This is a genomic window from Lacunimicrobium album, assembly GCF_052161635.1.
In the GTDB taxonomy this organism is placed as follows: Bacteria; Planctomycetota; Planctomycetia; order Planctomycetales; family Planctomycetaceae; genus SXPC01.
Window position 1 is genome coordinate 3,792,589 of the sequence record NZ_CP197413.1, and the last position, 13,701, is coordinate 3,806,289.

Here is a 13,701-nt window from a genome sequence, read left to right on the forward strand (position 1 = left end):
TTCACTGAACATTGCCATGTCGCTTCCATCGCTTCAAGCCTCGTCGATTGTGAAAATATTCGCAGGCCGACTGTTTAGCGTTTCGATTTCGCAGCAGATTTCTTCTGCGACCTGCCCGTCGGGGTTTTTGGCGCGCTCATGTTTGGCTCTGCGGCCCCATCCAGAATCTGCCCGACTTTCGTAGCTGCCAAACGCTCGATTCCCTTGCCATGATAGTCAGCGGACAGCTCTGTCCCCAGATAGTCTCTCCCCAGCTTCTTCGCGACGACCAGCGTGGAGGCTGACCCTGCAAACGGGTCAAACACCAACTCTCCTTCATCCGAACACAGCCGAATGATCCGCCCCAGAAGCTGCTCGGGCATCTGGCAGCCGTGGAATCCTGCCCGCTCCTTGAACGTCCCTGCGACCCGCGGGAAATACCAGGTATCCTCGGTCGTCGAGAAGCATTGCTCGACATCCTGCGGCCGCAATGTCCATGTCTCCGGAACATCAGGCCGTCCGGGAGCCTCACTATTTCCGACGGGAGGAATGATCCAGGTATCGTCTGGCAGTCGGCCCGTGGGGTTCGCGCGTTTGTCGTTGTAGACGAGTTGACGAGCCGAAGGGATCCGGTTTTCCAGCTCATCGCCGCGGAAGGTGAACTGGCTGCGGTCCTTCACGAAGTAAAACAGATGCGTATGCGACCGGCTGAACTTCGCTTTACAGTTCACGCCGAACGTGTAATACCAGATGACCCAGCTGCGCATGTGAAAGCCGATTTCACGATTTGCGAGCACCTTCAACTCGGCTGCAAAATCATCCCCGATCGCCAGCCAGAAGCTTCCACTCGGCTTGAGAATGCGATGGACCTGCCCCATCCAGTCTCTGCTGAATGCCATGTAATCTTCGAATGAGCGTCTGTCATCGTAGACGTCGTAGTCGTAGCCGATATTGAAAGGCGGGTCCGCAAATGCCAGATCCACGCAGCCATCCGGCAGTGACTTCATCAGCGAAATGCAATCGCCATTAAGGATCGTGTTGCGAATCTGTGCACTCATCCGTGAGAAAATCCTGTGAGGATGTTAAAACTGAGTCATCGAGATTATTCAGTTTGTCAGAATCGCGCAAGAACGCGAGACAGGGCTCGGTAAAACTTCTGGATTCTGACACGTAGCGGGCCATCGCGCAAGCCACGCCTTATGTGAATTTTCGATGAAGACGCTATTTCCGTCGAAAAAACTTTCCTGCTGACTTGAGAATTCCCCTCCAAAGTTTAACAATAGCGGTTTGCACAAATCGGCGGCCCTCGGTCTCGAATGCCGTCCGTGATCGTATTTGACAGCAGCTCAGGAGCGAATAGCCCTTTATGGCAACCTTTACCAAAGCAGACCTCAAGAAGCTTCGTAAGAAGAAAGCTCGCCTCAAGAAGAAACTGAAGTGTCGTTTCGTCGTTGGCGGCGTTGTGCCTCGTCCGGTTTATGTTGACTATAAAGACGTCAAAACCCTCCGCACACTGATCGACCGCGAAGGTCGCGTCCTGCCACGCCGACGCACCGGTACCTCGGCTCTGTATCAACGAGCTGTCCGCGAAGCCATTCTGCGAGCCCGTTATATGGCCCTGCTGCCATACGTCGCTGACGAATAAGCCGCTCCGGTTGCCTTTTGAGGCGATCATCCGTACTGTTAATCCTCCCCGGCCAGCATTGTCGGTCCGGGGAGTTCTGCCGTCGTATCTGCTTGTCAATCAATAACTTTCGACGGCCTCCGCTTACCCCGCTCAGATGTTTCCTCACAGGGGCTTACAGATGATTATGATGGAACAAATTGACGTCAAAAGCCTGATTCTCGGCACTGGCGAGTTTGGTCCCAACGAGATCTCGCGCCTCAGCAAAGCGATCGGCAAAGGTCGCTATGGCGATGTTCGACAACAGCATGACGAAATCAAGAAGCGTATCGCCTCTGGCAGTTCCGATAAGCGCGACCTGCTCGTCGCTGGCGTTCTTTCTTACCTGCTCATCCAGTACGACGACGCCTTGAATTTTCTGGGCCAGCTGAAGAACGATGGCATTGCCCACTTCTACATCGCCCAGATTCATCTGGCTCGCGAAGACTTCAGTGCCGCCAAGGCGTCTCTGGAAGCTGCTGAGAAGCACGGTTTCGATCCGGTCCTGTGCAAACTGATGCAAGCTGGCTGTATCCGTCAGACTGGCGATATCGCCGCCGCTGAGCAGCTGATCCGCAGCGTTGCCCGCGAAGGGGCGACTCGCGCTGAGTATTCTTATCAGATGGGCTGCATCCTGTCCGACAAGGGCGATACCTACGGAGCCCTCGAGTACTTCGAGCGTGCCGTCGACATGGACCCGAACCACTCTCGCGCCCTGTTCCGTCTGGCCAACCTGCACAACCAGCTCGGCAACGACGATGAAGCCATCCGCCTCTACGAGCAGATGCTGGCCAAGCCGCCGATCTACCTCGGTGCCCTGCTGAACCTCGGCCTTCTGTACGAAGACCGCGAGCAGTATGGACCAGCCGCCTTCTGCTTCCAGAGAATTCTCGAAACCTATCCAAATCATGAGCGTGCCCGCCTGTGCCTGAAGGATATCGAGTCGTCTCACGAGATGTACGTCGACGAAGAATCAGCCCGTCGTAACAAGTACGTCGAGCAGATCATGGGTATGCCGATTACCGACTTCGAACTGTCAGCACGCAGCCGCAATTGCCTGGAACGTGCCAACATTCACAGTCTGGGCGACCTCACCCGCACGACCGAAGAGCAACTTCTCGCCGGCAAGAACTTTGGCGAAACGTCGCTCAAAGAAATCCGTGGGATGCTGGAACTCCACGGCCTCAAGCTGGGTCAGAACCTGCATCAGCAGCGAACGACACCGAGCTTCCGTCCGGAAGAGCTCACTCCCGAAGAACGAGCCATGCACGACATGCTCGTCAGCGATCTGGACCTCTCAGTCCGTGCCCGCAAGTGTCTCACCCGTCTGGGAGTTGCAACCATTGGCGAACTCGTCAGCCGCTCTGCTGATGAGCTTCTCTCGGTCCGCAACTTCGGGGTCACCTCACTCAACGAAATTCGCGACCGCCTCCGCGATCGTGGTATCAAACTCCGCGGCGACTGATCCAGTCCGACTCGCGATTTCACACAAAAAAGGCAGGCACCACGTCTGCCTTTTTTTATGCGCTGGCAGAAGCGGAGAGAAGACTGGAACACAGAGGGAACAGAGTTGAGCAGAGGTCGCAGAGGATTTTTTTGGGGGGCGCAAAGTCGGGAGGGCGAGGCTCCGTCCGAGCCGCTTCTTTGCATTGCGAAACATGAGCTGAGAGTTTGATTTCAAAGGTTTCGCCAGTTTTTCCGACCCCTTGCGCACCTTTCGATGTCGATTTATTGCTGGTACGTTGCAATGCGGGACAGCGGCTCGGACGGAGCCTCGCCCTCCCGGTGACGATGTCTAGAAACTCCCGGGGAGCAGGTTCAGCTCTCTGCCGTTGCCTTTTGCAGTTGCCTGAGCACGTAGCTCTTATGATTGGCGACGTCCTGCTCAGTCATGCCGAGCTCTGTTGCGACGCGCTGATTCTTCCAGCCTCTGACGAACAGCAACTCGATACACATCAGGCGGCTGAATTCTCGCTGCAAGACCCATTTGCCGATCAGGTCTTCGAGAGCCGCCTTGAGCCGGAGTTCCTCGGCATTCCTCTGTTCGCGGCTTCTGGCGAGGCTGCTGGCGTGACGTGCCGATCCGGTGAGCGCGCCGAAGACGCCATCGGCTCCGTCGCTTTCTTTGGCATTCTGGCTGGCCTGAAACGCGGGGCGTCGTCCCGATCGTCGCAGATGGTCAGTCAGCTTGTGCGAAGCGATTGTGAAGAGGAAGCTTTCAACGGGCGTTCGGGAATCGAAGTTCGGCAGGCTCGTCAGGAAGCCGAGGAATGTTTCCTGGACAAGGTCTTCGCAGACAGACGAGTCAGACAGGCGTTTCCGCAGATAGCCTCTCAGGCGTCCTTCGTAAGTGGACACCAGCGATTCCCAGGCGCGCTCATCCTTGTGACGAATGCGTTCGACCAGCAGTTGATCGCTTTCCGTACTCATGACGGCCCGACCGCCCTGACTGGCTTCGCTGGACGAGAGATCCAGGAGAGAAACGCACCGATGAGGAAGAATGCTCCCGCTGCAGAACCTAGAGCAATCAAGGCCTGACGGGCACGGACAAGAGCAACCCATTGCTCCATCTGCGAACGGACTTTCTCGACCAGATCGAGAGGGAAATTCACGGTCACTTTGTGCATCTTGGCGACCAGACCATCTCCCAGATCGCGGTCCTGAGCAGCGTCGTGAACCTGATAGTTTGGCTGCTCACTCTTGAGAATCTGGACCATCTGCGCCTCGACACCAGGGACAAACTTCGGAACGGCCATCTGTTCATCGAGCTTCGCGGCGAGCTTTGCGAGTGCATCGTTGAGGGCCTGATCGGTTGTGGCATAAAGACCGCTGGTGGTGGAGAGGACATTGGGGTCGACAGGTGCAACTGGAGCTACGGGAGCAAGTTGAGCGGTCGCGGCTGAATTCGGTTCCAATTCTCTCGTCACAGCCGTCGTTTCAGCCGTTTTGACTTCTTGAGTCGATTCGCCCAGTTGGATAGTTTGACCACCCTGCCCGTCGTGATCATGCACGACGACTCGTTCAGTCACCGTGATCGTCGGTGAGGCAACGACAAACAGCCCCGCTCCCAAGACAAGGAGCGCTAAGCTGACGACTCCTGCCGCGACAAACAAATCGCCGACGAAGGAGAGGACAACCAGAAAACCGACGACGATGAGAACCGTGACCATGATCAACGCGATCATCGAGACTCCAATTACAGCCATCGTAACACCTCCTCGAGAATATCGTCCGCCTGCCAGGCTTCGGAAGCTTGCGCAGTGGCATCATCACCACTCATGACAGATCGATATCCAAATAAACCAAACGCAGCCACGAACAACAGTAAAACGAACGTGAACAGGGAGCCCGGAGCTGATGGCACGCGACTGGGCATGACGACGAAAACGATCAGCGGGAAAAGAAAAAGTATTGCGAGTTCCAAGACGCCCATCACGCGTGTCTCCAGTATCGGTATTCCTGTTGTTCGGGGTAGCGACGTGTCGAGGATGAAACCTGCAACGTCGTAGCGATCATCGCTGCCCAGAGGATACACCACATCCAGGGAAGATTGTTCAATAAAAACAATCCCAGGACACTGACGAAAATTGTGTTGAAGACGGCGGCGATCGAGAAGCGGTAAGGACGCGCATCGTCTGTCATCTTCCACCAGCTGCGCAGAGCCAGCAGGAAACCGAAGAACGAACTGTACCCTGCGAGCGAAACCTGCCCGCCACTCAGGTCATAAGGGCCGACCGAGTGAAAGAGGCCTTGGCCTTTTTCGAGCATCGAGGTATCGACGAGCAGCCACTTATCGAGCATATAAACGGAGGGCCCTGCAGCAAACAGGCCCACAAGTCCCATCAACCAGAACATCTGCCAACGATGCAGATGAGCGGCTGTGCCGACGGCCAGCACGCTGCGAATCAGGAAGGAGACTGCTATCGTCGACGTTGCAAGAAACGCGACGAAATTCAACGGCACTTCCTGTGGCAGCTTGGCAGAACTGACGTAGGCAAAAGGCATTAGCCCCCAGAGAACTCCGCCAATTAACAGGACGCAGGCGATGTCGGTCGCGGTCGACAGGCAGAACCGAGACAGTCGCTGAGTGAATGTTAACGGCGGGAGCACGGAATTCTTGACCGCTGGACGAGGACGAATCTGATCGGGATCTTTTCTCGCGACAGAAACCGGCTGAACGTTCCTCGGCTGTGGGCGAACCTCGGGCGGGACATAGGAGGAGGAGCCGGATCTTCCACGTCTTGAATCGGTGCCATGAATCGCATCGCGGATCAGGTCAATCACCTGGAGCGACAGGTACAATAGAGCCCCAAGAACACTCAACGTGATGATGAGTGCCAGCTGATTGCCATTGGGTCGCACGGTAAACAGGAAGATCAACAGGACCCACCAGTAGTTGGCGATCGCTTCCAGGACTTCCCGGACAGCGGATTTTGGCTCACTCGGCGCTGCGGACATAGGAACTGCTTGGGCGGCAGCCGCAGGCGACTCAGAAGTCGCGGGCGGAGAGTGGGGCGCGGGATTCTTAAACATCCAGCCCCAGATGAAGTCATCTCGATAGAACTTACCATCGCGGGACTTTTGTTTGCCCTTCCAGCAGGCTTTCTGCTGCTTCCAGTGAGACTTCTTCCATTGCTTCCAATGCGCCTTGGGCGAATCCACCTCGGCGGTGTCTTCGACGGGCGGCGACGTCGGTGCATCGCCACGAACAGCGGCATGAAACTGGCGTTCAAGCTCTTTGACCGAGGAGGTTCTGAGTTGAGGGTCCTTCTCCAAAGCCGCGGCGACGACTGGACGGAACCGCTCTGGCAGCAGGCTAAGATCGGGCTTGCTGGAGAGATGCTTCATCAGGATCTCGCCGGTCGATTCGCCGTCGAACGGGACTTTGCCGGTGAGCATTTCATAGATCATGACCCCGAGCGCGTAGACGTCGACCTGCTTGCCGTAGCGTCCCTGGGCCACCTCGGGAGCCATGTAATAGACCGTTCCGACCGACTGCGTGTGTGCACTTCGCTTGGAAGGAGCGATGAACTTCGAGAGCCCCACATCACCAACTTTGACGCTGCCATGATCGCTGAAAATATTCCCCGGCTTGAGGTCGCGGTGGACGATGCCGTGGCTGTGCAGGTAATCGACCCCTGCGGCGATCCCGGTCACCCAGCGACGGATATCTTCCATCGGCATCCCGCGAGGGTGATCTTCCAGGGCCGCAGACAGTGTTTTGCCGGAGACGAATTCCATGACGATCCAGTGATCGCCATCGTCGTCCTTGAGGACGTTGAAGATCGTCACGAGATTGGGATGCTTGAGGTTCAAGCATTGTGAGACGCCGCGTAGTTCGACGTCGCTGTTTTCCTGCAGCAACTTGAGGGCGACTTCTTTGCCCGTATCGCTGAGGGCATAATAGACTTCGCCGAAGCCACCACGATGGATCGCCCGCTTGATCGTATAGCCCTTCAGAGGCGTTGACTCAGGCGCGAAGGTGAATTTCATCGCTTCGATGCCCCTCTCTTTTCGCTGGAACCGGTCACTGGCGAGAGTCTCACATTCAACCCGTGCACATCAACCGCCTGACCAGGATTCAACAGTTGAGCCTGATCGAGAGCGTCGCCCATCCCTTTGAGAAACAGTTGGCCGCGTCGCTGGAACAGGATCAATCGCTGCTCGTAATGACGGACCCGCATTGGGCAATCATCATCCGGGCCGACCAGACAAAGTCGATCCAGAAAGACAACTGCATCCGCCCCGCTGGTCCAGCGATGAGCGGACTTGAGTTGCAACACACCTGTCGCCGACAGTGGCGACGATTGTCGAAACGTCCATTGAACGCCCGGCTCGACTGACAACGTATCCCCCGAGGTCAACACGGTCGGGCCTTCCAGGGCGCGTCCATTCAACTCGGTCGCTTTCAGTGGGGTCACCCGATACTGCCCGCCGGCGTAAGACAGAGTCATCTGCTGACGCGAAATGGGGGCCAGCAGTTCCAGGCGTTCTCCCGAGGCAGAGGCATCCGGCGAACCGATGGTGACATTCGAAGGCGGCCAGAGAAGATCAAAAGCCCCGCCACCATCGATCCACAGCATGCAGCGCTGACTGGCAGTCTCTGCAGCGGGATTCGGGAGGAGTGACAAAGGGCTCATGAAATTGTCTCATTCGAAGAACATCTGACACACTTAAGATAACGCATTTCGAGTTCGAAAGGATCAATCTTTTTCCCAGGCGAGCGGAGGGTGTGCCCGTCCCATCCCGTTTCTCACCGAGTAGAAAGCAAAGCAGATTTCACCACAGAGACACGGAGGACACAGAGAAAATTTCAAATCATGAATCTCTTGTCTCGAAACTCTGTGAACTCCGTGTCTCTGTGGTTCCCAACTCCGAGGCTTTCTGATTGGTCTAACACACAGCACTTCTCAAACGCAAACGCGGCCCAGACAGAGCTGAGCCCTCCCCAAGTCGCGTGTTGCGAGCTTCATTTGAATTCGAAGACACAGGAGACTGACGCCCCCCGCTCGCCTTCAGAGACATTACTCGATGTGAGCAACGTCCAGAGAGGTTTGCTCATTCTTTGACTCCGACTCCGTTGAGTCTGACTTGGGCTGCTCATCGCCGAAGTATTTATCAATCTGCTGGCTGAGGTCTTGTGGGGTTGGCTCAAGGATCGATTCGCTGGGAATCAGATCGATGAATTCACCTTCTGCATCGAGCATCTTCTGCTTGACGTCGAGATCTTTATTCAGCTCAGAAATCAGGCGCTTCACTTCAGACAGACGAGAGTTGTCGATCGCCAGTTTGCTGACAGATTCCGCAGCTTCGACCGCTTTCAGACGTGCATCCAGTTGAGCGATTTGAACATCGAGTTCACCCTTGGCGGTCATCAGGCCTTCGAGCTTCTCGCGGTTGGCGGCCAGGGCAGCTTCGCGGGCGTTGAGGATCTGACGATCACGCTTGAGTTCTTCTTCAGCGGCTTTGAATCGCTTGAAGCGTCGTTCGAGGTCTTTCTGAACATCTTCAGCCGTGTAGGTGTGGCTGGCGTATTTGTAGGTCGATTTCTCGCTGTTGCCCAGATCGCGGTTCAACGAGAGGATGACTGCTTTTTGCTTGCCGAGTTCGTCTTCGCGAGTCGTGACCCGTTCGCTGATTGTCTCGATTTCGACTTGCTGCTCAGCGATCACGTGAAGTGAGTGATGCAGGTCTGGAATCAGCGACTCAGCCATCTGGCGTGCTCGTTCGATCTGGAACTCCAGAGGAACTTCATGCTTGACGGTTTGTCGAACATGGTGGCGGAAGGTGTGCAGATAGCTGAAACCTTCGCGACCGAAGACCAAGCCTGTCCCCAAGAGGGTCAGACCACCGTAAAAGAACATTTTTCGAATCATTGTGGACTCTCCCGAACACTGTGATGGACAAAAACTGGCTTGGCAACCCCTGGCTCGCATCTGCTCAAAACGCTGATGCAGGCGAGCTTTCCAGGACGGCTTCTGATCGACTTCCGAGGCCATAAGACCGACGCCTTTCGTAACTGGTTGCATTCCCTACATCAGTAATTCGCGGCGTCTGGCGGTTTCTTGAAGCGATTTCTGTTTTTTGTTCAAGAATCTTGGCGCATAAAAAAAGCACCTCCTTTTCAAGAGATGCTTATTCGTTTGGGAGTTCAAATATGTGAAATCAGCTTACGGTCCATTTGGGCAGAACCACCGAGACAGGAGCTGTATCATTTTGCTGCATCGCAGTCGAATTGTCTGGTTCGGTCAAAGCGGGAGTTTCGGAGTCCGTGGGCCCTGTTTCATCAGGGCGGTCTTGCGGATTATCGATGAGGGCGATCGCGGCCAGCACGCCTAAGATCAGCACAGAGATGTAGATCAACAGGGTAAAGTAGATCGGTGTTGCCCGCTCAGCGTTTTTTTGGAGTTCTGCGACAGGGACTTTTGCTTGATCGTCGTTGGGATTCTCAGGGTTAGCCATGATAAGTCTCTCCTTTACCCACGTCGTGACGCCTCCGGATCAGGACGCTGGGTGATTGACAGCCGGCCTCAAGGCTCGGCCATCTGACAGCACGGGAGCCGATTCGCACTCTCGCTTCGTGTAACACGTTTGCAGGAGTATTGAGGGCAAGTTCCGCGCCAAGGGGGACACTCTTGCACACGAAAAAACCCATGCACCTGTCGGTGAATGGGTTTTTGATGATTCGCAAAGAGGTCAGACCAGCTGAATGGTCGACCAACTCAGACGAAAATTACTCGGCAGCGGCGTCTCGGTTGAGGAGAGCGGCGTTGCGATCATCGATAACCTTGATGGCGTCGAGGCGAGCCTGGATGTCGGCACAGTCAGCGTTGAATTTGCGCCACTTGGGGTCTTTTTTGTTGATGACGCGCTCTTTTTCTGGCAGAGCAGCGTTGCGAGTTTCCACAGATTTTTCCCAGGCCGACAGAGTCTTTTGAGCGACGGCAAGTGAGTTTTGCAGAGTTTCTTTAGACAGTGCCATTGGAACCTCGAACGAGACGGTACGCGAATTTTGTACGGAGTATCCGCGCGGGCAACATCTGCCCGGGCGGGAAAGAATCGGCAAGTATGGCAAAATTCGGCGGAATTTCAACCGATCGTAATTAGGAATTCGTAATTCGTAATTGGCCAGAAGCCTCGCGTGATTGGAATATCACTCTGCATAGCAAGGAGTTACGTTGATTGACATGGGATGCAAAAGTTTACCGATTACTGCATTCGCGCTAAGCGTAGCGGCTAATTCCCAATTTCCAATTCCTAATTCCAATGCTTGAAGACTTTCCTTCCGCCATTTGACACAATTAGAATGAAGCATCCGCTCGGAACAGCGGCTCCCGCCTCAACCGCCCTCCGATTTCGTCCCCGTCGTGAGATTTGAAAAAGGCTTTGTTCTCCATGAAACTTTCCTGCTGGCTGTGCGCCGCCCTGATGACGCTCACCGTTGCGACCCTGTTTCAACAGGATCTCGCTGGTCTTTTCCTGCCTGAAGGCAGCCAATCGCAACTGACTCATGCTCCGATGCTCTCGGCTGCTGAACCTCTTCCCGGTCCTGCAGCGGTTCAAGGTCCTGCCGCGGCGGATTCAGACGCCAAAACCGAAGCAAACATGAAACCATATACCCAGAAGATCCGCGACCTGCCGATCACCTTCGACATGGTTCCCATTCCCGGGGGCGTTTTCGCGATGGGCAGCCCGGAGTCAGAAGACGACCGGAACGAAGATGAAGGCCCAGTTCACCAGGTCAAAATCGAACCCTTCTGGATGGGTAAGTACGAAGTCAGCTGGGATGAATTCGACGCCTGGCAGTTCTGTCGCGATAAGCAGGTCCGAAATCTCAACGGGCGCGATACGGACAAAGTCGATGCCGCTGCGGATGCGATGACCCGCCCGACTCCGGAATACGAGCTCGTCAACACGGTTGGCGTCAAGCCGATGCCGCGTCAGGGGCACCCTGCCTGCAGCATGACAAACTTCGCCGCCCAGATGTACTGCGAATGGCTGAGCAAGCGAACCGGTCATTATTACCGTCTCCCGACCGAAGCCGAGTGGGAATACGCCTGCCGTGCTGGTACGAAGACCGCCTACTCCTGGGGCGATGATCCTGAGAAGATCGACGAATACGCCTGGTATTACGACAACTCCGACGAGCAGTACCACCCAAGTGGCAAGAAAAAGCCAAACCCCTGGGGTCTGTACGACATCCATGGCAACCTCGCTGAGTGGTGCATTGACGGGTATGCGGCTGATTTCTACAAGAAGTCAAATCCCGCCGAGGCGGCGATCTTCCCCGTGAACATCAGCCACAAGGCTTACGAAATTGTCTACCGCGGCGGTTCCTGGGATGACGAACCAGATGGGCTTCGAAGTGCAGTCCGACGTGCCTCAGACAGCGAACTGAAGATGCGAGACCCACAGCTTCCCAAGAGCCTGTGGTGGATGACGGAAGCTCAACACATTGGCTTCCGCGTCGTCCGTCCTCTGACCGTCCCGCCAGCGGATGTCATCGAGAAACTCAAGCCGGTCCCACCAGCTGATCTGGTCAAGGATGGCAAGCTCGATACTCGCTGCGATTGATTATTGTGAAGAGTCGCCTGAATCAAATTCAGGCGACTCTTTTCTTTTTTCGATGTGCCATTGTGATTAAGAAACCCGTGCCATGCTCACAGCTTTGGGTGAGCATGCCGACAACGGATGTGGCGGCGGAACTCTCAGCGACTTCACAGAACATGCTTGCCCAAAGCTGCAAGCATGGCACGATGTATGAGGGACTTGCCTCCGATACCTTGATTGCTTGTTCTGACACAACTTTTAATCTGGTATTGAGTTCCTTTCCCAAATTTGACAAAAACTTGGGTCAACACTTGCCTTTCGGTAGCCAATAGATCAACCTATGTTGATCTTGAACCTTTGCCGGTGAAGATCTGCAGTCACTCGATTTCATGAGCTGGCTTCAGTTCGCTTAGGGGATGCGCTCGCCCCCTGGGCACCGTGCCTGGGTTCTTTGGCACGGATCATTGACTTCACCTGCCCACCGATTCGACCACTGCTTGCCTCAACCTTCTCTCGGAGATTCGCGATGTCCAACGCCCCATCGTCTTCTAATCCTGCTCCATCTTCCTCCAATGGTCGCCGCGACTTCCTGAAGACGACTGCAGTCGCAGCCGCGGGAACTTCGCTTCTCAACGGATTCGCCAACTCTTCGTTCGCGGCCAATTCGTATACCAAAGGCGACGATACGATTCGCATTGGCCTGGTGGGCTGCGGCGGTCGCGGGACTGGTGCTGCTGCTCAGGCTTTGAAGACGACTGGCAAAGTCGAACTCGTCGCGATTGGCGATGTCTTTGAAGACTCGCTCGATGGCTCGCTGAAGCAGATTCAACGCAGCATCGCTGGAAAAGACACTTCCACAGTGACTGTCACCAAAGAGTCGATGTACTCTGGTTTCGATGCTTATAAGAAGGTCATCGATCACCCGGGTGTCGATCTGGTCATCCTGGCGACTCCTCCTGGTTTCCGCCCGATGCACTACGAATACGCCGTCAACGCTGGTAAGCACATCTTCTGCGAAAAACCAGTCGCGACCGATGCTGCTGGCGTTCGCAAGTTCATGGAAGCCGCCCGCGTCTCGAAAGAGAAGAACCTCAAGATCGGGATCGGTCTGCAGCGTCACCACGAGCTGGGCTATCTCGACCTGATGCAACGCATCCTTGATGGTCAGATCGGTGATATCGTCGCGTCTCACGTCTACTGGAACAACAACGGCGTCTGGGAACCTCGCAAGACCCGCGAGCAGTGTAAGTCGGAAATGGAATACCAACTCCGCAACTGGTACTACTACACCTGGGCCTGCGGCGATCACATCGTCGAGCAGCACATTCACAACCTGGATGTCGGCTGCTGGCTCAAGGGAGAGAAGTACCCCGTCGAAGCAGTCGGTATGGGGGGACGCCAGGTCCGCACCGATGCCCGTTATGGCGAAATCTACGACCACCACGCTGTCGAATACACCTTCGACGACGGCAGCAAGATGTTCTCTCAATGTCGACACATCCCCAACTGCTGGAACTCAGTTTCTGAGTACGCCATCGGGACCAAGGGTCGCGCTTCGGTCTCCGGGGCTCACAGCCTGGAAACCTACGCTGGCGAGAAGTATCGTGCGGACCGCAATCTGAAGAACGATCCTTACCAGACCGAGCACGATGTTCTCTTCGCCGCGATTCGTGAAGGCAAAGACCATAACGAGTCAGACCGCGGTGCCTGGAGCACGATGACCTCGATCCTCGGACGCCTGGCGACCTACTCGGGCGTTCTGGTCAAGATGAAAGATGCCCTGGCATCCGAAATCACGATCATGCCACAGGAATTCGCCTGGGATGCCAAGATGCCAACCAATCCTGGCGCCGATGGCCATTACCCAATCGCTGTCCCAGGGGTCTTCAAGCCTTATTAAGACGACATCGATTGACGATCACAACGAAAGCCTCGCGAGAAATCGCGGGGCTTTTTTCGTTTCGACGTGTCACGTGCGAATTCTCTCTGAGTCAGTTATTTAACTTCAG

13 protein-coding genes are annotated in these 13,701 nt (G+C 55.4%); 4 read left to right on the forward strand and 9 right to left on the reverse strand.

Features of this window, described 5'->3' with window-relative positions; translation table 11 throughout:
* Positions 1-74 precede the first annotated feature (74 nt).
* Positions 75-1,037, reverse strand: a complete 963-nt coding sequence (locus SH248x_RS15145; protein ID WP_459555134.1) for a DNA-methyltransferase — start codon at positions 1,035-1,037, stop codon at positions 75-77.
* Positions 1,038-1,345: 308 nt separating this feature from the next.
* On the opposite strand from SH248x_RS15145, the gene rpsR reads away from it, so the two are divergent.
* Together rpsR and SH248x_RS15155 are read left to right on the forward strand one after the other, a co-directional pair.
* The gene (gene rpsR / locus SH248x_RS15150) at positions 1,346-1,624 is read left to right on the forward strand and encodes a small ribosomal subunit protein bS18 (RefSeq protein ID WP_459555135.1); all 279 of its coding nucleotides are present in this window, start codon (positions 1,346-1,348) and stop codon (positions 1,622-1,624) included.
* 166 nt (positions 1,625-1,790) lie between these two features.
* Entirely contained in the window at positions 1,791-3,107 is a 1,317-nt protein-coding gene (locus tag SH248x_RS15155) for a tetratricopeptide repeat protein (protein WP_459555136.1), read from the forward strand.
* Positions 3,108-3,460: 353 nt separating this feature from the next.
* Here SH248x_RS15155 and SH248x_RS15160 read toward each other — a convergent pair whose 3' ends face one another.
* The 8 genes from SH248x_RS15160 to SH248x_RS15195 all read right to left on the reverse strand — a co-directional run bounded on the left by SH248x_RS15160 (position 3,461) and on the right by SH248x_RS15195 (position 10,124).
* Positions 3,461-4,072: an RNA polymerase sigma factor gene (locus SH248x_RS15160; RefSeq protein WP_459555137.1), complete on the reverse strand. Its 612-nt coding sequence runs from the start codon at positions 4,070-4,072 to the stop codon at positions 3,461-3,463.
* Positions 4,069-4,848 carry a hypothetical protein gene (locus SH248x_RS15165; RefSeq protein WP_459555138.1) on the reverse strand — a complete coding sequence of 260 codons (780 nt, stop codon included), beginning with the start codon at positions 4,846-4,848 and terminating at the stop codon, positions 4,069-4,071. Before SH248x_RS15165 ends, SH248x_RS15160 begins: the two co-directional genes overlap by 4 nt.
* Positions 4,839-5,075, reverse strand: coding sequence for a hypothetical protein (locus SH248x_RS15170; protein ID WP_459555139.1), 237 nt, complete (start codon positions 5,073-5,075; stop codon positions 4,839-4,841). Before SH248x_RS15170 ends, SH248x_RS15165 begins: the two co-directional genes overlap by 10 nt.
* Positions 5,075-7,135 (reverse strand): serine/threonine protein kinase, encoded by a 2,061-nt coding sequence (locus SH248x_RS15175; RefSeq protein WP_459555140.1) that lies wholly within the window; start codon positions 7,133-7,135, stop codon positions 5,075-5,077. The genes SH248x_RS15170 and SH248x_RS15175 overlap by 1 nt, the downstream gene beginning before the upstream one ends.
* Positions 7,132-7,782 carry an FHA domain-containing protein gene (locus tag SH248x_RS15180; RefSeq protein ID WP_459555141.1) on the reverse strand — a complete coding sequence of 217 codons (651 nt, stop codon included), beginning with the start codon at positions 7,780-7,782 and terminating at the stop codon, positions 7,132-7,134. The genes SH248x_RS15175 and SH248x_RS15180 overlap by 4 nt, the downstream gene beginning before the upstream one ends.
* A gap of 384 nt (positions 7,783-8,166) precedes the next feature.
* On the reverse strand, positions 8,167-9,018 hold the full coding sequence (locus tag SH248x_RS15185) for a hypothetical protein (protein ID WP_459555142.1): 852 nt from the start codon (positions 9,016-9,018) through the stop codon (positions 8,167-8,169).
* 289 nt (positions 9,019-9,307) lie between these two features.
* Positions 9,308-9,604: a hypothetical protein gene (locus tag SH248x_RS15190; protein WP_459555143.1), complete on the reverse strand. Its 297-nt coding sequence runs from the start codon at positions 9,602-9,604 to the stop codon at positions 9,308-9,310.
* Between the two features lie 271 nt (positions 9,605-9,875).
* Positions 9,876-10,124: a hypothetical protein gene (locus tag SH248x_RS15195; RefSeq protein WP_459555144.1), complete on the reverse strand. Its 249-nt coding sequence runs from the start codon at positions 10,122-10,124 to the stop codon at positions 9,876-9,878.
* Positions 10,125-10,537: 413 nt separating this feature from the next.
* Between SH248x_RS15195 and SH248x_RS15200 the strand changes: the two genes are divergently transcribed.
* Together SH248x_RS15200 and SH248x_RS15205 are read left to right on the forward strand one after the other, a co-directional pair.
* Complete coding sequence (locus SH248x_RS15200) at positions 10,538-11,716, forward strand: formylglycine-generating enzyme family protein (protein ID WP_459555145.1); 1,179 nt, start codon at positions 10,538-10,540, stop codon at positions 11,714-11,716.
* A gap of 502 nt (positions 11,717-12,218) precedes the next feature.
* A complete protein-coding gene (locus SH248x_RS15205; RefSeq protein ID WP_459555146.1) occupies positions 12,219-13,592 on the forward strand; it encodes a Gfo/Idh/MocA family oxidoreductase in 1,374 nt (457 codons plus the stop codon).
* The last annotated feature ends 109 nt before the right edge of the window (positions 13,593-13,701 follow it).